The following is a 21,518-nucleotide window of genomic DNA, read 5'->3' as shown; positions in this document are numbered from 1 at the left end:
ATGAAGAAGAAATTGTCATCTGTATCTTCGCTATTTTTAGTGCTTATCTTTTTTATCTTGTATGCACCAATCTTCTTTCTTATTTTTTACTCATTTAACAGCGGCGGTACTATGTTCAACTTTGAAAGCTTTACGTTGGATTGGTATCGTGAATTATTTGGTGATACGCGCTTGTTAATTATTGTTTTGAATACACTTGTGATTGCGTTATTATCTGCTTTAATCTCGACGATTATTGGTGTAATAGGTGCTTTGTTTATTCATTCGGTAAGGAAAAGACAAACGAAAAATACCTTTTTATCATTGAATAGTGTGCTCATCGTCAGCCCGGATGTGATTATCGGTGCATCGTTTTTGATTTTGTTTACGATGGCTGGAATCAAGCTTGGTTTTTATTCCGTGTTGCTAGCACATATTGCATTTAGTGTACCAATCGTCGTCTTAATGGTTCTGCCGAAACTAATGGAAATGAGCCCGACCTATATTGATGCAGCACGAGATCTTGGAGCAAGCAACATGGGTGTACTGACAAAAGTGATCTTACCTTATATTACTCCAGGTATATTTGCTGGGTTTTTCATGGCACTGACATACTCTCTTGATGATTTCGCGGTTACATTCTTTGTGACAGGAAATGGGTTTTCGACCTTGTCGGTTGAAATCTACTCATTGGCACGTAGGGGAGTATCTTTGAATATTAATGCTCTGTCTTCCTTACTATTCCTGTTTACCGTTATTTTGGTTATTGGCTATTACTTCATCACGAAGCGTAGTACGAAGTCAGGCGGAATGGGGGTTCGTAAATGAAACAGTTAGTCCGTGTATTTTTGACGATCATTCTTGTTTCTATTGTGCTCCTTTCTATCACGAATCGATTGAATCAATCACAAGGTTTGTCAGGTGGCAATACGTTGACGGTTTATAACTGGGGAGACTATATTGATACGGATTTAATTGATCAGTTTGAAAAAGAAACAGGTATAAAAGTGATTTATGAGACATTTGACTCGAATGAAGCGATGATGACGAAAATTGAACAAGGTGGAACGACGTATGATGTTGCAGTTCCATCTGAATATATGATTGATAAAATGATTAAGGAAGACTTATTAATTCAACTTGACCACTCGAAGCTAACGAATCTGGAGAATATCGATGAACGGTTTCTAGACTTGCCATTTGATCCTGATAATGTATATTCTGTTCCGTACTTTTGGGGAACAGTGGGTATTGTCTATAATCCAGAAATGTTGAATGGGATGGAAATAACAAGCTGGAATGATTTGTGGGATTCTAAATTAAAAAACGAAATTTTATTAATTGATGGCGCGCGAGAAGTAATCGGAATGGGACTTAATAGTTTACATTATTCATTAAATGATACAAATCCATTACATTTACAAGAAGCGAAGGCGAAGCTTGATTTATTGACTCCAAACATCAAGGCAATTGTCGGTGATGAAAATAAATTGCTGCTAGCAAACAAAGAAGCGGCCATTGGGATTACTTGGTCAGGAGATGCTTCAGAAATTATGTCTGAAAATGAAGACCTAGACTATGTCGTACCAAGTGAAGGGTCTAATTTATGGTTTGATAATATGGTCATTCCGAAAACAGCAAAGAATATTGATGGGGCCCATGCGTTCATTAACTTCATGCTAGATGCGAAGGTTTCTGCACAAAACACAGAGTATGTAAGCTACTCAACGCCGAATAAAGCAGCACTGGAATTTTTACCGGAAGAAGTGGTAAAAGATGAACGTTTTTATCCGTCACCGGAATTAACTGATAAGCTAGAAGTATATGAGAACCTTGGGAAAAGAAATCTGGCTACCTATAATGAACTTTTCCTGGAGTTTAAAATGCACCGAAAATAATGAGCGAGGAGGATGTCCTGAATGGATTTGACTTACATTCTATACGCGATTTATAGTGTTTCATACACTTGTTAATTGTATATAGTTGTTGGTTTGACCATTTGGTTTAGGATAGCCTCTTTTTCATTTTGACAAAAATATGTGATTTTCACACTTATTTAAAGACTCGTTCATAGTTTCGTCATATTTTCTCGATATGATGAATGAATAAGAAAAAATCATAGAAACGAACGTATTAATGATAAGGGAGAGCGCTGATGAAAGATTTCTTTAAAAGTACAAAAACGTATATATGGGGTGCAGCCATTCTGCTTATTGTCGCTGCAGCCGTACTTATTGCCGCTTTTTCAAGCAATGAGACCGTGGCAGAAGTGGATGGAAATAAAATTAGTAAGGACGAGTTGTACGATGCCCTTGTCAGTCAATATGGAGCGACTGTCTTAGATACAATGATTACGAATAAATTGGTTGACCTTGAAGCAGATAAAGAAAAAGTGAAAATCACAGATAAGGAAATTCAAACAGAGCTCGATACGATGATGGAGTCATATGGTGGAAAAGATACGTTCGAAGCGCAGCTTGCAAGTAGTGGCTTGAAAACTGCGGATATTGAAGAAGATATTCGCTCGTATTTAAAGACTGTAAAATTATTAGAGCCTAGAATCAAGATTACAGATGATGAAATGAAGGAGTATTTCGAAGCCAATAAAGACCAGTATGCGCAAGCTGAGCAAGTAGAAGCAAGTCATATTTTAGTGAAGGATGAAGCGACAGCTAAAGAAGTAGCTACGAAATTAGCTGATGGAGGCGACTTTACTAAATTAGCAAAGGAATATTCTACTGATGCCGCAAATGCTTCCAATGGAGGGAAGTTAGGCTATTTCGGAAAAGATGAAATGGCACCAGAGTTTGAAAAGGCAGCTTTCTCCATGAAGATAAACGAGATCAGTGATCCAGTTAAAACAGAATTTGGTTATCATATCATTCAAGTAACTGGTAAAAAGGAAGCGAAAGCAGCGAGCTTTGAAGATAGTAAAAAAGACATCAAAGAAGCTCTCAAAACTCAAAAACTATCCTCTGAATTCCCGACATGGCTAACAGAGACGAAAAAAGATCACAAGATTAGTAATACATTAGTTCCTGAGAAGTAATAATGAATTCAAGATCCAAAGAAAGAAACGAGCAGAAATTGCTCGTTTTTTTCTTTGGGTTGTTTTAAGTGTGTGTTTAAAAAAGAGGGAGAAAAGAGCCAAATTCCGCAATTTTCGAGCTTTATTAGCCTATAGCAGCGGAAAGGTATCGGAAGTTGATAAAAAAACATCTTGCATTTTACCCATCATTTTCGTAAAATGATTTTATCAGAATACTTTATTTCGCTAAATAGATAAAGGGGTAAAGAAGTAAAGACGTGTGAGGGGATAAATATGAAAAAGGTCATAATATCATTATTAATGGTGGCAATTGCTTTAATGGTTACAGCTTGTGGCACACAACCTAAATTGCCTGATAGTTCAAATAATAAACAAGGTGAAAATGAAACGGGTGGCGATACCTTAGCTGAAATAAAAGAAAAGGGTGAAATCACCATTGGCTTAGATGATACACTCCCACCTATGGAATATCGCAATGATAAAAATGAGTTGGTAGGTTTTGATATTGATTTTGCCGAAGCACTTGCCAAGGAAATCGGCGTTAAAGTGAAATTTGTCCCATCAGCATGGGATGGAATTATCCCTGGTTTAGATGCGAAACGATTTGACATGATTTTATCTTCCATGAATGTAACGGATGAGAGAAAGAAAAAAGTTGATTTTGTCGAATACTTTGGTGTCGGACAAATTTTGGCTGTAAAAACAGGAAATCCGTTAAATATCAAATCAGTAGATGATTTGAAAGGAAAGACTGTCGGGGTCCAATTAGGTTCTACAGGTGAAACAGCTGCGAATTCTATAAGCGGGCTTAAAGAAGTAAAAAAATATGATTTGACTACCGATGTATTCAATGACATGGGACTTGGACGTGTAGAGGCTGCTGTTGTAGGAGAAATGATTGGCCGTTATTATATGGCGACCAAGCCTGGAGAATTTGAAGTTGTAGGAGAAGCATTCCAAGTACAACCTATGGGTATTGCTGTTCGAAAAAATGATACTCAGCTTCGGGAAGCCTTAGAAAAAGCAGTGCAGACTGTTGAAGATAATGGGACATTAAGTAAAATCAGTGAAAAGTGGTTTGAGACGGACATTACAAAAAAATAATCTATGACGGATAAACCGGGCAACCGTTTTATCCGTTTTATTTTCAAAAGGAGAGAGAGAAATGAACGATTTTTTATCCTTTGCACTTACATATTTACCATACTTATTACAGGGGGCTTTAGTTACCGTTGAAATCGCGGTAATTGGGGTGATTTTTGGAAGTATATTAGGATTACTGGTTGGACTTGGCCGGGTTTCAAAGAACCCTCTTTTATCACAGCTAAGTAGATTTTTCATTTGGGTAATACGTGGCACCCCTCTATTATTGCAATTATTTATCATCCACTTTGCCATTCCATCGGTATTCAGCGCCCTTACGATGCCGCCATTTGTTTCGGCCTGCATAGCACTATCGATAAATGCAGCTGCTTATATTGCGGAAATTGCCAGAGGGGCGATTCAATCGATCGATAAAGGACAAATGGAAGCAGCAAGATCACTTGGATTAAGTTCAAGTCAATCTATGAGACGCGTCATCGTTCCTCAAGCCTTTCGCCGAATGCTGCCGCCTCTAGGGAACGAATTTATTGCTTTAATTAAAGAGTCATCCCTTGTATCAACAATTGCCTTATATGATTTGTTACGGACAGGCCAACAAATTATCAGCAGTACGTACCGTTATATGGAAGTCTTTTTCCTGGTTGGCTTAATCTACTTACTATTAACGACTGTCATGTCCTTTATTATAGGGAAAATTGAGAAAAAGGTAGGTGCATATGAATGATTTCATGTAACAATGTAGTGAAAACATTTAATAAATTAGAAGTTTTAAAAGGGATCGATTTAGACGTTGCTCCCGGTGAAGTTGTCGTGATTATCGGACCCAGTGGCTCTGGGAAAAGTACGTTTCTCCGCTGCATGAATTGTTTAGAAGTAGCTGACAGTGGGACGATCACTATTAATGGAAAAATAGTTGAGTCAAAAGAGTCCTCATTAAACAAACTTCGTCAGGACATCGGGATGGTTTTTCAGCAATTTAATTTATTCCCTCATCGGACCGTAATCGGGAATATCATGGAAGCACCTGTCTTGTTAAAAAAGGTGACAAAGGATCAGGCGAAGAAAAAAGGCATGGAACTTCTTAAAAAAGTAGGATTAGAAGACAAAGTAGATGAGTTCCCTAATCGATTATCTGGGGGACAAAAACAACGTGTGGCAATTGCTAGAGCATTGGCTATGGAACCAAAAATTATGCTGTTTGATGAACCCACATCTGCCCTTGATCCAGAATTAGTCGGTGAGGTACTGGCAGTCATGAAACAATTGGCAAAGGAAGGGATGACGATGGTGGTCGTCACACATGAAATGGGATTTGCTAAGGAAGTAGCTGATCGTGTGATCTTTATGGATGGAGGCTATATTGTTGAGCAAGGCTCTCCAGAGGACATCTTCGATCAGCCGAAGCATGAGCGAACGAAAGAATTTTTAGGACATTTGAAATAGGAGGGGCGATCATGAACGAAGTTTCAACTAAAGAGTTTTCCGCCATGCTAGAAGAAAAAGTAGATCATTTATTCCCTCGATTAATTGAAATCAGAAGACATCTTCATATGAATCCTGAAATTAGTAACAAGGAATTTGAAACGACAAAACGTTTAAACGAATGGTTAGATGAATTTGGAATTTCACAAATTCCTACTGACTTAAAAACAGGGACAGCGGCAACAGTGGTTGGAAAACAACAAGGGCCGACCATTGCTTTACGTGCAGATATTGATGCGCTACCGATTCAAGAAGAGTCTAATCTGCCGTTTCGTTCCAAAATAGACGGCGTCAGCCATATGTGCGGCCATGATGTCCACACAACGATCGCATTAGGTGCTGCGATTATCTTGCAAGGGCTTAGTGAGATCCTACCAGGGAATGTTCGTATATTATTTCAACCAGCGGAAGAAACCGAAGGAGGAGCTGTATCCCTCATTGAAGCAGGTTTATTAAAAGGTGTAAAATCGATCATTGGTCTCCATAATTCCCCCGACATTCCTACAGGTACAATGGGGATAAAAGCAGGTTTCTTTATGGCAAGTGTGGACGACTTTACCCTTACGATAAAAGGGAAAGGTGGACATGCGGCACTGCCTGAAAGAACCATTGACCCAATCGTAATAGGGAGTGCCGTTGTTAGTCAGCTCCAAACAATCGTAAGCCGTAACATCTCCTCTAAAGAATCTGCGGTTGTAAGTATTGGTTCTTTTCAAGCAGGTGCAACCAATAATGTCATCCCCGATCGCGCTATTTTAAAAGGAACCGTCAGAACTTCAAATGAAGAAGTTAGACAAAACATCTATGAGATTTTTACAAAAGTCGTGACAAATACGGTTACCGGACTTGGCGGCGAAGTCGAAATTGATTACAAATTTTTAATTCCTGCCGTAGTAAATGATGCTAGAGTAACAGAAATTGCGCGCTCCGCTTCAATATCCGTTGTAGGTGAAGCAAATACGCTTCTAGCCGATTCAACTATGGGTGGAGAGGATTTCTCGTACTATCAAAAAGAAGTACCTGGATGCTATGTATGGCTAGGCTCGAGAAATGAAGAAAAAGGAATTACCTACGACTTGCATCACCCCAAATTTATGGTCGACGAAGAAGCTATCAAAGTCGGCGTAAAATGGATGGTCCAAGCTGCTTTTCAATTACTGCAAGACAAATAAGAAAAGCAAAGCACCTGTTTAGTTGCATAGAAGATGACAAACAACATAAACGAGGTAAAATTAACAACCTACTCTCATCTCAATTAATATTCATTGCTTAGATTGCACACAAATCGCACAGAATTTCTAGAAATCCTGTGCGATTTGGATACATAAACATTATAATCTTGAGTTACTGGACTTAATGGAATCTATTTATACAAAACGAATATGGCGTTTAAACCCCACAATTTACTATGAATGATCTATCATTAAGCACGCTACGCTCGCCTAATCACAATGGTGGCGGTGCGAAGCAGAATTTTGAAATACTTCCTTACTAAAGTACGTATAACTTCAAAGGGATTGTCTAGAATAGTAAGTCGCGAAGCCCAGTCCCCATGTCTTTAAACAAGTGCTATTTTAGTTCGTCCACTGCCGACAATCTCTTCCACTTCAGATCCTTCAAGTGTTTCTTTCTTCAATAATGTTTCGACAAGTTCTTCGTATTGTTCGCGATTCCTACTGATAAGTTTTTCAATTGCTTGAGTCGCCTTAGTTAAATAATTCCTGCATTTTTTTGTTCTTTTTCGCCTTTATTGAACGTAAGAGTGAAGTCATCCTGAAGCATTCCGGTTTTAACCATAAAACATCCGCTCTGAAACACCGCCAGCAAGAATCATTTTGACTTGATCGATTCATTCACTTGTTGTGGCTGATTAGAATTAGCTATAGATTCTGTTGAAGCGTCCTTTAATTGACTACTTGCTTCAGCGATCTTGGAGCCTATGCCCGCTAAATCATCTTTGGCGTCCATTACTGTAGACGCGGCATCCGTTGAAATATCCTTGACCTCACTTACTTTGCTGAACACATCTTCATTAATTATTGAATAAAGGTCTTGAGCATCACTGATTGCCTCTTTTAGTACTTCGGATGCTGATTTAAAACGGTTAATCATATTATCTTTCACTTCATTCGGGTTTTCTTTCACTTGGGTAATCATGTCCAAGGATGAGTCTTTAATATCCAATGCTGTTTCTTTTACTTTGGTCCTTGTTGATGAATTTAGGAGCATGAGTGCTCCACCTATAATTCCCCCGACAATTATTCCTTTTACCAGTTTACTATTATTTTGATCATCTGCAGCTTGACCCATGTTTAATTCCTCCTAGCATCAAAATGATTAGCTAGTTTGTATTTTCCCGGTTTACTTATTTGTTAAACTACATCATTTAGTTTTACAGTAATTGTTGAGGACCTTAATACGAACTCTTAAGGAAGGGTTAAAAAGACAGATTCATTAATTTTGCTAATTTAATAGGTACAGAAGTGTATATCGACCTTTATATTTACAGTTAATGAATCTTTGGTAATGTTCTTACAGTCACTGCTACTATGTGGATGGTAGGAACATAAAAATAAAAACCCTCCTAGGCAATCATCAGTGCCAAGGAGGGTTTTTATCAAACAAGGGCGATTTAGGGTCGATCAGAACCAATGATTTCTTCAACCTCTGATCCATCAAGTGTTTCCTTCTTTAATAACGCTTCGACAAGTTCTTCGTATTGTTCGCGATTCCTACTGATAAGTTTTTCGGTTGCCTGAATCGCTTCGTTAAATAATTCCTGCATCTTTTTCTCTTTTTCCCCTTTATTGAACGTAAGAGTAAAACCGTCTTGAAGCATTCCGGTTTCAACCATTTGTTCAAGTAGATGTTTCGCTTGTTTGACATCACCGCTTACACCGATGCTATGTTCACCCAAAAACATCCGCTCTGAAACACCGCCAGCAAGAATCATTTTGACTTGATCGAGTAATTCACTAGTCGTGGCTAAATGCAGTTCTTTATGAAGCGGTGCAACATATCCGAGTGCATCGCCACGGGGAATGATGGTTGCTTTACGAACAGAACCTGGTTTCGTAATCGTAGCCACAAGGGCATGTCCGCTTTCATGAATGGCGACACGTCTTTTTGTTTCAGGATCATTCAATGAACGTGATGTGGTGCCTAAAATTGTCCGGTCAATGGCATAATCAAGATCACTTTTCTCAATAAACTCTTGTCCATTACGTAAAGCCCGTCTGGAGGCCGTATCAAATAGTGCACTTAAATCCGCACCGGAAAAACCTGAGGTGCTTTCAGCTAACGTATCAAGAGAAAGAAGAACATCTTTTGACAGCTGCTTGCCTTTTGCGTGGATATCAATAATTTCTTTCCGGCCTTTCGTATCTGGCAGCGGCACCTGGAATGAAAAATCAATCCGTCCAGGGCGCAGGAAGGCGTCATCTAACATATCCTTTCGGTTCGTAGCGGAGATAAACAAAATTCCATCGTTTGAATGTCCGCCATCAAGCTGAACGAGTAGCTCAGTCAATGTTTTTTCTCCTTCTTCGCCGCCATGTTCTTTTCGTTTAGCGGCTAAAGCATCTACTTCATCAATAAAAATGACCGCTGGTGTTTGTTTTCTTGCATTTTGGAATAAACTACGAACACGAGAAGCCCCAACACCGACAAACATTTCATTAAAGGCTGAACCGCTTGTAGAAAAGAAATTTGCACCCATTTCTTTGGCGATGGCCTGAGCAAGCAACGTCTTCCCGGTTCCGGGAGGCCCATATAATAGAATTCCTTTTGGAGCGGTGATTCCTAATTTTTCTGAACGCTCAGGCTCTTTTAAAATGGAAAGTGTCTGTAGAATTTCTTCTTTAATTTCGGTCTGTAATCCGCCGATATCATCAAGGGTAATGGCTGGGAGCGGTTTTGCAGAAGAAACACTATTCTTCATTTTTCCGATTCCAATGCCACCTTTTGTTTTTCTTTGTATAATAATGGTGGTTGCCACTAATGCAGCGATTAATCCGCCTAACAACCATAAACTAAATGGGCTAGTTGATGAGAACGAATACTGAACATTATATGTTTCAACAAGCTTGTTTACTAATTGGCTATTCGGTGGTACGTGAGAAATATAACTTCTATCTGGAGTAATTAATGTCAGCGTACCATTCTGGTTTTCCTTCAACGTTACTAATTCACCATTTTGAGCTACAATCGTACTTTCGACTGAAGAAAAAGGAATTTCTGTTTTCTGTGGCTGATTAACAGCATACAATAAAACACCGGAAATGATCACGAGTAATGCCACAAAGATTGGCAAGAATTTCGAAACGAATCTAGAGTTTGCGTTCAATTTCTCATCTCCCTTTATTATATGAAACTAGTATAGTGAACTAACTTCTATTATAAATGGTTCTTTTGTACTATTTATAGTGGGAAATAATGTAATGATCTATAACGAGGTTTATTTTTTTCAGTAGTAAGTTCGTTGTTAGACAGTAATAAGTGTGGCATGGTAAAGTGAAAAGGCATGAGACTAGTTCTCAAACAACAATAGAGGAATGGTTATGAATGAATAAATTTAAGCGAGATTATATCATTACAATGGACGATATTGTGAGAGAGGGCGATCCGATATTACGTCAGAATACGGAAGAAGTGAAACTGCCCCTTTCTGCAGAAGACAAAGAAACATTGGAGAGTATGATGCAGTTCCTGAAAAATAGTCAGGACCCAGATACAGCAAAGAAGTATCATTTACGTGCTGGAGTAGGGCTGTCTGCGAATCAAATCGGTTTGAATAAACGAATGTTCGTCATGTACTTTACAGACGTAAAAGGAAACCTGTATGAACATGCGCTCGTTAATCCTAAAATTATCAGTCATTCAGCATCAATGGTCTACTTGCCCCAAAGCGAAGGCTGTCTTTCTGTTGACCGTGACATAAGTGGTTACGTGCCAAGATATGAGCGTGTCAAAGTGAAAGCAACGGACTTAGCAGGGGAGGAGATCCAACTTCGCCTGAAAGGGTTCCCAGCCATCGTATTCCAGCATGAATTGGACCATTTAAATGGCGTCATGTTCTATGACAGGATTAATGAAAAAAATCCATTTAAACTTCCTGATAATGTAGATATTACAAGTATATGAAATGTAATCCGTAAAGTAAGGTTTGATACGAAACAATTTTGGGAAATAAAACAAGGCTGTCATAAAGACAGCCTTGTTTTATTTTTGTTTTACAGCCCCTTTTTGCGTCGCTTTAACGCGTGTGTTCCCCATAAAGAAAACGGTAATAACTGCTAGGCTAATTGGAATAAGTGCCAACATAAAAATTAAGGAAATCGAATCTGACATGGCTTGTACAATCTTGTTAAGAACAAAGTCTGGAATGTTTGCACGAGCTTCTGATTGGAACAGCTCACGTGAATCTTTAAGATTAGTAAACGTCCCTTCAGCACCATTCCCCATCCCTTTAAATGAATCAGCTAATTTGCTCGTAAATGCATGATTTTGTATGGCGCCGAAAATGGTGATACCTAACGTCATTCCAAATGATCGCAAAAATGAATTCGTTGAGGTAGCGGATCCTCGAAAACGCGGCTCTAAACCATGTATGGATGCTGTTGGTAGTAAAGAAAATGAAAAGCCAACTCCAATACCAACGATTGTCATATAAAGGGTGAGCAATCCTCTGCTTGTTTCAGGTGTTAATGTTCCGAGCAAGAACATGCCAATAAAATAAGCGGTTATTGAAATAATCATTAAATTGCGGAAGCTTGCTTTCGTTTGGAAAATCCCACCGCATGCACTTCCAACCACAGAACCGAGCATCATTGGCATAAGGATAAGCCCTGCATTTGTAGCGGATCCTCCATATACAGCTTGGACAAAGATCGGAATATAAACAGTTAAAATAATAAACGATGCCCCATAAAGAATCGCTAAAATTTGCGAAGTGGCAAATAATCGATTTTTGAACATCCAGAAAGATATGATTGGTTCTTGCGCTCTTTTTTCGAAAAAGAAAAATAATAACAAGAACACGGCGAAACTAGTAAACAAGCCGATAATCTGGATTGAGTCCCAGCTATATTTACCACCGCCTAGTTCAAGTGCGAACATGAGACTAATTACGGCGATGACAAGTGTTGTAGCTCCGCCCCAATCAATTTTTTGTTCCTGAACTTGTGGAGATTCTTTATAGTAGCGTAGTACGAAAAATAAGGATACTAATCCAATGGGTACGTTCACATAAAAAACCCAATGCCAACTTATATACTCAGTAATATAAGCGCCTAATAAAGGTCCCATAACACTTGATGCCCCAAAAACAGCACCGAGTAATCCAGTCATTTTTCCGCGTTTTTCAGGTGGGAAAATATCAAATACAATCGTAAAGGCAATCGGCATTAGGGCTCCACCGCCAATCCCTTGTATAGCTCTAAAAATACTTAGTTGGACCATGCTTTGGGCAATTCCGCATAATGCAGATCCAAGTAGAAAAACAATAAGACCAAAAATGAAAAAACGTTTGCGACCATACATGTCGGAAAGTTTCCCGAAAATCGGCATCCCAGCCATTGTGGCAACCATATAGGCAGATGTGACCCAGACAAACTTATCAAAGTCTCCTAAATCTGAAACGATGGTCCCCATCGCCGTAGCAACAATGGTATTGTCCATCGCCGACATGAAAATTGCTAAAAGTAAACCAGCAACAATAAGGTTTTGATTTTTATTCTGTTGAATATCAGCTATCAATTAAATCCCCCTTTTTTTAATGGACCCATGTAATTAGTTCATTTGAAAAAAATTAAAAATAACTATCTTGATAATCGAGATAAAACCAAGTTTAGTGGGAGGTTCCAGTCCATGTCAAGGGATAATCTGCAAAAACGAGAGATGTTAGAGAGTTTGTTATAAAGCCTACATAAATATGGGATGAGGAGCGTCTTATTTCAACAAGAGATGGGGGGCGTTTAGACAGATTTAAAGACAGCAGAAATTTTAAATGGAACAGGGCCCATTACCGCGGCTGAACTGTCAAGAATGACTGGTCTAAGCTCAGGTTCAGTTACGGCGCTTATTGATCGGCTTGAAAAAACAGGCTATGTTGAGAGAAAAAGACGAGGAAGATCGCAGGAAAGTCATGATAACCCCGATTCAAAAGCGACAAAAACAAATAAAAGATCATTTCGAATCATTGGCAGAAGCGAACAAAGAAGCGTGCCAGACATATACTGAAGAAGAATTAGCTATCATTCTTAGTTTTATGGAAAAGGTAACAATGATTATGGATCAGGAAAACGAAAAGTTAATGGCAGAGAGAAGATAGTAATTAGTCCTGTAATGCAATTAAATTATAATGATTACAAACTGATATTGATTATTAAATGAAAAGTAGTATACTATTAAGAAAAGCGAGTAAAAGAGGAGGACGTTTCATGGCAGTGAAAATGTGTAACACGTGTGGAGCACCTATAAAAAAATTAAAACATTCAGCTTTATGTCAATGTGGTCCTAAGATTCTTATTGGACTCCAAGCTTCTAAAACGAATAAATAAAATCATTCATTTCAACCGATTATTCTTGCTTAAGGAAAGTCGGTTTTTTATTTTTTAAGAAAATTATGTGCTATAGTGAAAAAAATTTCTCAAATGCTCATTCATCTTGTAAAATAGAACTATGTTTGAGTCGTTAAATCAAACAAAACCATAACGTGATAGTTGGGAGGTAACTATGTTGGGAACGAGAGACTAAGAATTGGTGAACTAGCACAATTAGCGAATGTGACAAAGCGCACAGTCGACTATTATACAAATCTCGGATTATTAAAACCAGAACGTTCTGCTTCTAATTACCGCTATTACAAATATGGTGAACTTGAACGGTTACGAAAAATTGTCACATATAAAAAGAAGCAACATTCACTTGACCATATCAGGATGATGCTTAACCAAGAAGGCGAGTCTAAGATAAATCCATCTGAAGAGCAATTAAATGAAAAATTGAATGACTTAAATGAAGAGTTGCAAATGGTTATAAGATTGCTTGAAAGTGAAAAGAAAAAAAAACCATTAAAAAATCACGTGTCACATGAAAGTGTGACATTAATGCAGTCATTGTTGCTTTTACTATTGTAATGTTCAGTGGGTTAAGAATTCGAGATTATGTGTACATTATATATAAAAATTAGAGATACTTTTACAGGAGGTGCCTGGGATTTAATCGTATTCAAGTGTTTCCTTATTTTGATCAATACAAGATAGCAGAATCAAAAAAGGATTGTTTACCGATTACCCACCCGCATTGGAGATTACCATAAAATTGTTAGCCATAGCATTACTAATTGCTTTAACAGCTTTTTTCGTTGCTTCTGAATTTGCCATTGTCAAAGTGAGAAGTTCACGTATAAACCAATTAATTGAAGAAGGACATAAGAATGCACTTGCTGCGAAGAGGGTAACGACTCATCTTGATGAGTATTTATCTGCTTGTCAATTAGGGATTACGGTTACCGCCCTTGGTCTTGGTTGGTTAGGGGAACCGACGGTCGAGGCGGTTTTGCATCCTTTGTTTGAAAAATTGAATGTCGTTGAACCAGCAATAAGCATCCTGTCATTCGCCATTGCTTTCGCTTCAGTAACATACTTGCACGTTGTTGTTGGTGAATTGGCACCGAAAACAGTTGCTATTCAGCAAGCTGAGCAAGTTACGCTTATATTTGCTAAACCTTTAATTTGGTTCTACCGTATTATGTATCCTTTTATCTGGGTTCTTAATGGTTCCTCTCGTCTGCTCGTCGGTATGTTTGGCATGAAACCTGCTTCTGAGAATGAATTAGCCCATTCCGAAGAGGAATTACGCTTAATTTTATCAGAGAGCTACAAAAGCGGTGAAATTAATCAATCTGAATATAAATATGTGAATAAAATCTTTGAATTTGATAATCGAATTGCCAATGAAATCATGGTGCCAAGAACGGAAATGGTAACGTTTGAAAAAGGAACTTCGCTTCTTGAAGTCATTGAATTAATCCAAGAAGAACAATTTACAAGATACCCAGTAACAGAGGGGGATAAAGATAATATAGTTGGAATGGTAAATATTAAACGGCTTTATACGGCTACAATAACGGAAGAAAATGTGACCGATTTAAATGTTGATGAATTTATCACTCCGGTTATTCGTGTACTTGAGACGATACCTATTCATGATTTACTGCTTAAAATGCAAAAAGAACGAATTCATATGGCGATTTTGTCAGATGAATATGGTGGAACAGCAGGTTTAGTAACGGTTGAGGATATTTTAGAAGAAATTGTTGGTGATATCCGTGATGAATTTGATCAGGATGAACGACCGAATATCCAAAAAATAACAGATGATCATTTTGTTTTTGATGCCAAAACATTAATAGGAGATATCAACTCTACATTAGGAATCCATCTGCCTGAAATGGACATAGACACGATTGGTGGTTGGATTTTAACTGGTAAATATGATGTGGCAGTAGGAGATAAAAGGGAATTCGAGGACTATGAATTCACTGTGAAAGAGATGGATGGACATCATGTTTTATATATAGAAGTCAAGAAGATAAGTTCGTCTTTAGTTAAATAAAAGAATAGATTTGAAAAAAGCCAAAGGTTCATTCGATTGAACAGATCTTTGGTTTTTTGCCTATCTGGGGATTAAAGAGACGTGAATTTTCTAAAGTGGTAAAATAGTTACTATGATATGAATCATGAGAGTCACATTCCTTTTTGGCGAGTACCATTAATCGTTTGAGAGTTAGATTGTATAAATAAAATCATGAGGGGCAGGAGATAGGGTGAGTTTTAAAAAGAAACAATTAGTAGTATTTGGCGTAATCATCCTTTTTTTAGCGATCATGCTACTAGGTATTGTATATATGGTGAACAGTGTAAAAAGCAATATAACGGAAATCGTTGAGGATCGGTATGTTAAAGTAAGTACTGCAATGGAAATACGTCAATTCTTTTCACGTAGCGATCGGGAAATTCTTTATGCGGTCAATGATTCCATTAATGAACAAGAAGTTAGAAATAGTTTGGAGATAATTAAAAATAATCAAAGCGAAATTAATTTGAAGATTGCTGAGTTGTCGCAAGTTGTAAATAGAAGCCAAGCATCGCAGTTGATTAAACAGCTTGAAGCGAATTATGGTTCCTATGTGATAACGGAAACAGAAATCATTTATGCACTTGAGCAAGGTAAATCTGCATCTGATTTAAATGTACTTATGGATGAACAAAGAGATAAGAGATTGAAAGTAACGAGTTCTATAGAGAAATTCAAAGATTTCCAAGAAGGTTTGATGAATGAGGCGTTGAAAGAAGCGAATGAAACCTATAATGCAATTATGCGATTTATCATAATCTCTGTTGGCCTAGTGATTATTGTTATTACTATCACGATGATTTGGTTGATTCGAAGCACGATCAAGGATCTGAGATCTATCACAAGTATAATGAAAAAAGTTGATTTTAATTATTTAACGGACCTTCCGCGTATACATGTGAAGACCAAAGATGAAATTGGCGATATTGCCCAAGCTTTTAATGAGATGGCGGCATCATTAGAAGTATCCTATCAAAAAGAAAAAGATTTCACAACGGAAATTAGTGAGCAAAATTGGGTTCAGACTAGACTGGCCGACATTGCTACGATGTATCAACGTATCGTTACTATGGAAACCCTTGGTCAGCGTGTTATCGGTAGATTGACGCCTTTGATGGGAGCTTCTCTAGGAGTCTTTTATATTAAAAGAGGACAAGGAGAAGAAGCTAAATTTGTAAAACTTTCATCCTATGCTGATGGAGAAGAAGTAGGACGTCTGGAGTTCAGATTAGGGGAAGGTTTAATTGGTCAGTGTGCCTTAGAAAAAGAATCACAGATTATCAATCAAGTCCCAAATGATTATAAAGTATTATCAACAGGCTTAGGAGAAGTAGCGCCAAAAAGCATTTTCATTGCACCGGTTGTTTTTGAAGATGAGGTTGTTGCTGTAATTGAGCTTGCCAGTTTTGAAACTTTCACAAAGTTACAGCAAAACTTCCTTCGACGTGTTCTTGAAACACTTGGGATTACGATCAATAGCGTACAGGGTCGTGTAGAAATAGAACGACTCTTACTAGAATCACAGGCTCAAACAGAAGAATTGCAAGTACAATCGGAGGAATTGCAATCTCAATCCGAAGAAATGCAAGCCCAATCCGAAGAACTCCAGACGCAAGCGGAAGAGCTACGCATGATTAATGAACAACTGGAAGAAAGAAATCGTGAAACAGAAGCGAAATCAAGAGAATTGCAGCGTGCTAAATTAAATCTTGAAGATCAGGCTGTACAGTTGAAACAAAGTTCGAAGTATAAATCAGAGTTCTTAGCTAATATGTCTCACGAATTACGAACACCTCTTAACAGTATACTTATTCTATCTGAGATGCTTTCAGAGCACGAAAGTACTTTGTCAGAGGAGCAACAAGATTTTGCTAAGGTTATTCATTCTTCAGGGCGAGATTTGTTATCGCTTATCAATGATATTTTGGATTTATCAAAAGTTGAAGTAGGAAAAATGGATGTTGTTTTTGACGAAATGAATGTAAGTGAATTACCTGAATTGCTTACGCGGAATTTTGAGCATGTTGCTCAGAAAAAAGGACTGGAATTTAACGTACAAAAGGATAAGGATGTACCAGATATATTCTTTACCGATCAACAGCGCTTACAGCAAATACTGAAAAATCTATTGTCTAATGCCTTTAAGTTTACGGAAACTGGCTCAATATCTGTTCATATTAAGTGTGCAGAAGAAAAGAAACTAGGTAAGTGGATCAATACAAATGGAGCGGATGGCTGGCTTGAAGTTTCCATTGCTGATACTGGGATCGGTATCCCGAAATCTAAGCAACAGTTGATTTTTGAAGCATTTCAGCAGGGCGATGGTGCAACCATGAGAAAATATGGCGGTACCGGTTTGGGTTTATCGATTTGCCGAGAGTTTGCTAAATTACTTAGAGGATGGCTTATTGTTGATAGTGAAGAAGGGAAAGGAAGTGTCTTCACGCTATTCATCCCTAGTCTACCAGAAGGTATCGAGGAATCAGATGAAGTTGGCTCTGCCCTTCTACAAGTGGCGGCAATGATAAATGAGCCTGTTAGTAAAAGCGTTGGATTTAACCATGAACCTTCTGTGGAAGGACAAAGTGTGACTGAGACACATAAACCAAATAATCTCTTCCAAAACAAAACGGTTTTAGTTGTGGATGACGACCATCGCAATATTTATGCTTTAACAAATGCGCTTGAACAGCAAGGAATGAAAATCCTAACTGCTAAGAATGGACTGGAATGTTTAGAAATCGTTAAAAAAGACCATACAATTGACGCTATTCTGATGGATATTATGATGCCTGAAATGGACGGGTATGAAACGATGCGTCGAATTCGTAGTACCGGTCAGTTTAATGACATGCCAATCATTGCTTTGACAGCTAAAGCAATGAAAGGTGACCGTGAGAAATGCTTGAAAGCAGGAGCCTCCGATTATGTTAGCAAGCCGCTCAAGCTAAACCAACTTCTTTCTGTATTACGAGTTTGGTTGACGAATGGAACCGTAAAACCAATATGAAGATTTCGGTTTATTCTTCGACTATCCGACTTAGTTAGGTTAATCATAAGAGAAGTGTATGGAAGATTGTATTTGTGATGGTTTGATACAAAGAGTAATGGGGTATCAATAATTAAATAGGCATAAGTCATGCAAAAGCGTTTAGCGTCCATACATTAGGTGCTTGCGCTTTTGTTTTGGGGAAGAAACCGATAAGTTTTTACTGATTAAGGCAAGTGGTCCATTCTTCGTAGTCATATAACTTTCAGTAAAGGAAGATAAAGTGTGGGTTTTTAATATTTTAAAACCATTACCAGTTGGACGTTTAGGGTACGTCGCGACTTCTGTATTGGTATTAGGAGGGCTAGCGCATTTCTTACTAAAAACAATTTTGGAGAGATTTGGGAAGGATAATTACATGAAAGATTTATTAACCATTGAGGAAAGAGAAGATTTTGAAATAGATTTACTGTTGCAAGCAATCTACCGCGTTTCTGGTTTCGATTTTCGTCGGTATATGAGATCTTCAATTAAGAGACGGATTGAAAACCGAATGAGGTTGGAGCGAGTACAGAAAATTAGCGGGTTAATTGAAAAGGTAATGTATGAAAAAGGGTATGCTGAAAAAATGCTGGAAGACTTTTCGATTAATGTAACAGAGATGTTTCGGGACCCTGGATTTTTTAAAACTTTTAGGAACAAAGTGATCCCGTACTTAAGAGAACTTCCTGAAATCCGGATTTGGCATGCGGGGTGTTCTACTGGAGAAGAAGCATTTTCAATGGCGATTTTGCTTGAAGAAGAAGGCCTTTATGATCGAGCGAAAATCTATGCAACAGATATGAGTGAGAAAGTATTACAACAAGCAGAAAAAGGGGTTCTTCCATTAACTCGAATGCAGTCTTATACAAAAAACTATCTGCAAGCAGGTGGGAATCAAGCTTTTTCCGAATACTATTCTACAGATTACGAGCATGCCTATTTAAATCCTGATTTGCTCCGTAATATTGACTTTTTTCAGCACAATCTGGTTACAGATAGTTCTATTAATGAATTTCACGTTATCATGTGTAGGAATGTTATGATTTATTTTACAGCAGAATTGCAAGAGGACGTTAATCAGTTATTCTACGATAGTCTAAGTAAAGGTGGTTTTCTTGGATTAGGAAGTAAAGAAACCATTCGTACTATGTTATTTTGTGATAAATATGAAGATTTTGATTCTCTGGAGAAAATTTATCGTAAAGTATAAGGAAAACTAAAGCAGCCATGTCTGATGAAACAATGGGTAGGCTGTTTGCACAAGGAACTAAAAAATCTAATTTATTTTTTAAAAACGAGGATGCCTAAAAAAGGGTCTGATCCTATTGAGGCATCCCCGCTCTTATTTGAAAGTAAATTAAAAAGTATAACTGATTTTCCTAATTTGCTTGAATTAAGACAACACACATGTCATCTGGTTGATCTATCTGAAGGTGTTTTGGCAAGACTAAATCGATGGGAGCATCTTCGCGGCAAGTCAGCCATTTTTTTGAAACAGCTTTCCTTAATTGAACTAGCCCGTCTGCTTCGTTAGTTTCAAGTGCCTCCATTACCCCGTCTGTAAATAAAAGTATTTGAATGTCATCTTGGTAAGTCAAAGTATCCTTTTCTATCTTCATGTCATTGAAAAATCCAACTGGACAGCTTCCATTTGAAAGAGGAAATACCTCTTTGTTATCAATTAAGGCAAAACCGGGTGGGTGTCCTGCGTTCACATAGTCTACTGTTTTTTCTTGTGTGTCAATAATCAGATAGATGGCAGTGAAATAATAATGAACTTGGTTTTCCTCTTTATTTAAAATTGACATCCAGTGGTTAAGCTCATTAATAACTTCTTCTGGATTTGTATGAGTTCGTATTGCGTCGCGTAAGACAGATGAGATAAACATACAGACTAAGGAAGCGGTAATTCCGTGTCCCATCATATCCAACAAGATGACCCCGTATCGCTTATCGTCAATTCGATGCCAATAATACATATCTCCAGCTAATTTATTAGCTGGAAAATATGATGCTTTAATGACTAGGTTCTCAAGGGATATGGGCTCGCTCAGCAGACTACTTTGTACTTGCATGGACAAATCAAGTTCACGTGCCATTTTTTCATCTTGCATTCGATGCCAGTCTTTTTCATATTTAAGACGAAGTCCAACTCGGATGCGTGCAAGTAAATCCACTTTATTTATTGGTTTTAGAATGTAGTCGATGCCGCCTACATCAAGAGCTTCAGCAACTTTATTTGAATCCTCAAGTGCAGTAACGAAGATAACTGGAATATCCTTAAGATGTGGGATCGTTTGCAGACGCCTGCAGGCTTCGATTCCATCAATATCGGGCATCATTATGTCTAAAAGAATAATATCAACAGTCGTTTCCTTGGGGCTTCCGGAGTCTATGTGTAAATAATCAAACAATTGTTGAGCAGATGTAAGCGAAGTGAAATCATTATAACCAGCTTTCTTTAATATCTTTTCTATTACGAAAAGGTTAACCTGGTTGTCGTCTACGATTAAAATCGTCATTCTCTATTCTCCTTTGGGTTTATGCATCGGAAGGTACCTTTTCATATTGTTTATCATGGCTGTAATTGAGGTCTGATAGTGAATATCCATCATAATCAAAATATGTATAGCTGAACTTATATGCATTATATTATATCTTAGTTATGTAGAAATCGAAAATAAGTAAAGTGTTATAGGGCGATCTGAACACTCTGATTTTTAGTAGTGTAAGGTGTAAAAAGTCCACATTCCATGTACAATACCCACCGTACAAAATATTAAACATATAATATAGTGAGAATATGAAATTTACGAAATAGAAATCTAAGGCTAAAGGTAAAAAAGATATTGACAAGAATAAGAAAGAGGAGTAATCTATAAAAGTTGCTGATTGAGCGATGGCTAAACATTACTATTTTGACATGGCTAGTTAAGTAATAAGAAAAAATCATTTTATAAAAAAATTGACTTCTTATAACATGGATGATAAGATGAATTAGTCGCTGAGAAACATGGCGAGTATAAATAACGTTGAAACTTCGCAGAAGTTGACAACTAATCATTAGTATGTTAAAGTTAATTTTACTTAACAACAAATTGCTCTTTGAAAACTGAACAAAACAAAGCGCCAACGTTTTAATTGAAGTGAGTACACACTATAAAAACAAATGAGCAAGTCAAACACTTTTTGGAGAGTTTGATCCTGGCTCAGGACGAACGCTGGCGGCGTGCC

17 protein-coding genes and 1 pseudogene are annotated in these 21,518 nt (G+C 37.7%); 14 read left to right on the top strand and 4 right to left on the bottom strand.

The genetic code is table 11. The features are described 5' to 3' along the window. From ACIQZI_RS21540 to ACIQZI_RS21510, 7 genes are all read left to right on the top strand, one after another. On the top strand, positions 1-807 hold the full coding sequence (locus ACIQZI_RS21540) for an ABC transporter permease (protein ID WP_403077211.1): 807 nt from the start codon (positions 1-3) through the stop codon (positions 805-807). Beyond that, entirely contained in the window at positions 804-1,877 is a 1,074-nt protein-coding gene (locus ACIQZI_RS21535; RefSeq protein WP_403077208.1) for an ABC transporter substrate-binding protein, read from the top strand. The genes ACIQZI_RS21540 and ACIQZI_RS21535 overlap by 4 nt, the downstream gene beginning before the upstream one ends. 257 nt (positions 1,878-2,134) lie before the next feature. Further along, positions 2,135-3,028 (top strand): peptidylprolyl isomerase, encoded by an 894-nt coding sequence (locus ACIQZI_RS21530; protein WP_403077205.1) that lies wholly within the window; start codon positions 2,135-2,137, stop codon positions 3,026-3,028. Between the two features lie 273 nt (positions 3,029-3,301). Beyond that, positions 3,302-4,132, top strand: a complete 831-nt coding sequence (locus tag ACIQZI_RS21525) for a transporter substrate-binding domain-containing protein (RefSeq protein WP_403077202.1) — start codon at positions 3,302-3,304, stop codon at positions 4,130-4,132. Between the two features lie 61 nt (positions 4,133-4,193). Beyond that, positions 4,194-4,856, top strand: a complete 663-nt coding sequence (locus tag ACIQZI_RS21520; protein ID WP_062186912.1) for an amino acid ABC transporter permease — start codon at positions 4,194-4,196, stop codon at positions 4,854-4,856. Continuing rightward, positions 4,853-5,575: an amino acid ABC transporter ATP-binding protein gene (locus ACIQZI_RS21515; protein WP_403077199.1), complete on the top strand. Its 723-nt coding sequence runs from the start codon at positions 4,853-4,855 to the stop codon at positions 5,573-5,575. Before ACIQZI_RS21520 ends, ACIQZI_RS21515 begins: the two co-directional genes overlap by 4 nt. Before the next feature lie 11 nt (positions 5,576-5,586). After that, positions 5,587-6,786, top strand: coding sequence for a M20 metallopeptidase family protein (locus ACIQZI_RS21510; RefSeq protein WP_403077197.1), 1,200 nt, complete (start codon positions 5,587-5,589; stop codon positions 6,784-6,786). Positions 6,787-7,444: 658 nt separating this feature from the next. On the opposite strand, the gene ACIQZI_RS21505 is transcribed toward ACIQZI_RS21510, so the two are convergent. Together ACIQZI_RS21505 and ACIQZI_RS21500 are read right to left on the bottom strand one after the other, a co-directional pair. After that, positions 7,445-7,924, bottom strand: a complete 480-nt coding sequence (locus ACIQZI_RS21505; protein WP_403077195.1) for a YtxH domain-containing protein — start codon at positions 7,922-7,924, stop codon at positions 7,445-7,447. A gap of 322 nt (positions 7,925-8,246) precedes the next feature. Further along, positions 8,247-9,959, bottom strand: coding sequence for an AAA family ATPase (locus ACIQZI_RS21500; protein ID WP_403077192.1), 1,713 nt, complete (start codon positions 9,957-9,959; stop codon positions 8,247-8,249). Positions 9,960-10,177: 218 nt separating this feature from the next. On the opposite strand from ACIQZI_RS21500, the gene def reads away from it, so the two are divergent. Continuing rightward, entirely contained in the window at positions 10,178-10,756 is a 579-nt protein-coding gene (gene def, locus ACIQZI_RS21495; RefSeq protein ID WP_062186906.1) for a peptide deformylase, read from the top strand. Between the two features lie 78 nt (positions 10,757-10,834). Here the strand turns inward: def and ACIQZI_RS21490 are convergent, their stop codons facing one another. After that, positions 10,835-12,370, bottom strand: a complete 1,536-nt coding sequence (locus tag ACIQZI_RS21490) for an MDR family MFS transporter (protein WP_403077189.1) — start codon at positions 12,368-12,370, stop codon at positions 10,835-10,837. A gap of 243 nt (positions 12,371-12,613) precedes the next feature. Here ACIQZI_RS21490 and ACIQZI_RS21485 point away from each other — a divergent pair. The 6 genes and pseudogenes from ACIQZI_RS21485 to ACIQZI_RS21460 all read left to right on the top strand — a co-directional run. Beyond that, positions 12,614-12,682: pseudogene (locus tag ACIQZI_RS21485) on the top strand (hypothetical protein); the annotation flags it as partial. Between the two features lie 37 nt (positions 12,683-12,719). Then, positions 12,720-12,944 carry a hypothetical protein gene (locus tag ACIQZI_RS21480; protein WP_403077186.1) on the top strand — a complete coding sequence of 75 codons (225 nt, stop codon included), beginning with the start codon at positions 12,720-12,722 and terminating at the stop codon, positions 12,942-12,944. Between the two features lie 391 nt (positions 12,945-13,335). Next, positions 13,336-13,752 (top strand): MerR family transcriptional regulator, encoded by a 417-nt coding sequence (locus ACIQZI_RS21475; RefSeq protein ID WP_403077183.1) that lies wholly within the window; start codon positions 13,336-13,338, stop codon positions 13,750-13,752. Between the two features lie 166 nt (positions 13,753-13,918). Beyond that, positions 13,919-15,232, top strand: coding sequence for a hemolysin family protein (locus ACIQZI_RS21470; protein ID WP_403077180.1), 1,314 nt, complete (start codon positions 13,919-13,921; stop codon positions 15,230-15,232). A gap of 211 nt (positions 15,233-15,443) precedes the next feature. Continuing rightward, complete coding sequence (locus ACIQZI_RS21465) at positions 15,444-18,263, top strand: response regulator (RefSeq protein ID WP_403077177.1); 2,820 nt, start codon at positions 15,444-15,446, stop codon at positions 18,261-18,263. 397 nt (positions 18,264-18,660) lie between these two features. After that, positions 18,661-19,494, top strand: coding sequence for a CheR family methyltransferase (locus ACIQZI_RS21460; protein WP_403077394.1), 834 nt, complete (start codon positions 18,661-18,663; stop codon positions 19,492-19,494). Positions 19,495-19,663: 169 nt separating this feature from the next. Here the strand turns inward: ACIQZI_RS21460 and ACIQZI_RS21455 are convergent, their stop codons facing one another. Beyond that, positions 19,664-20,806, bottom strand: a complete 1,143-nt coding sequence (locus tag ACIQZI_RS21455; protein ID WP_403077175.1) for a SpoIIE family protein phosphatase — start codon at positions 20,804-20,806, stop codon at positions 19,664-19,666. Between the last annotated feature and the right edge of the window lie 712 nt (positions 20,807-21,518).

The sequence above is a fragment of the Peribacillus sp. NPDC096379 genome, from assembly GCF_044762875.1.
Lineage (GTDB): Bacteria > Bacillota > Bacilli > Bacillales > DSM-1321 > Peribacillus.
The sequence above is the reverse complement of the archived record's forward strand: the minus strand, read 5'-3'. Positions and strand labels throughout refer to the sequence as shown.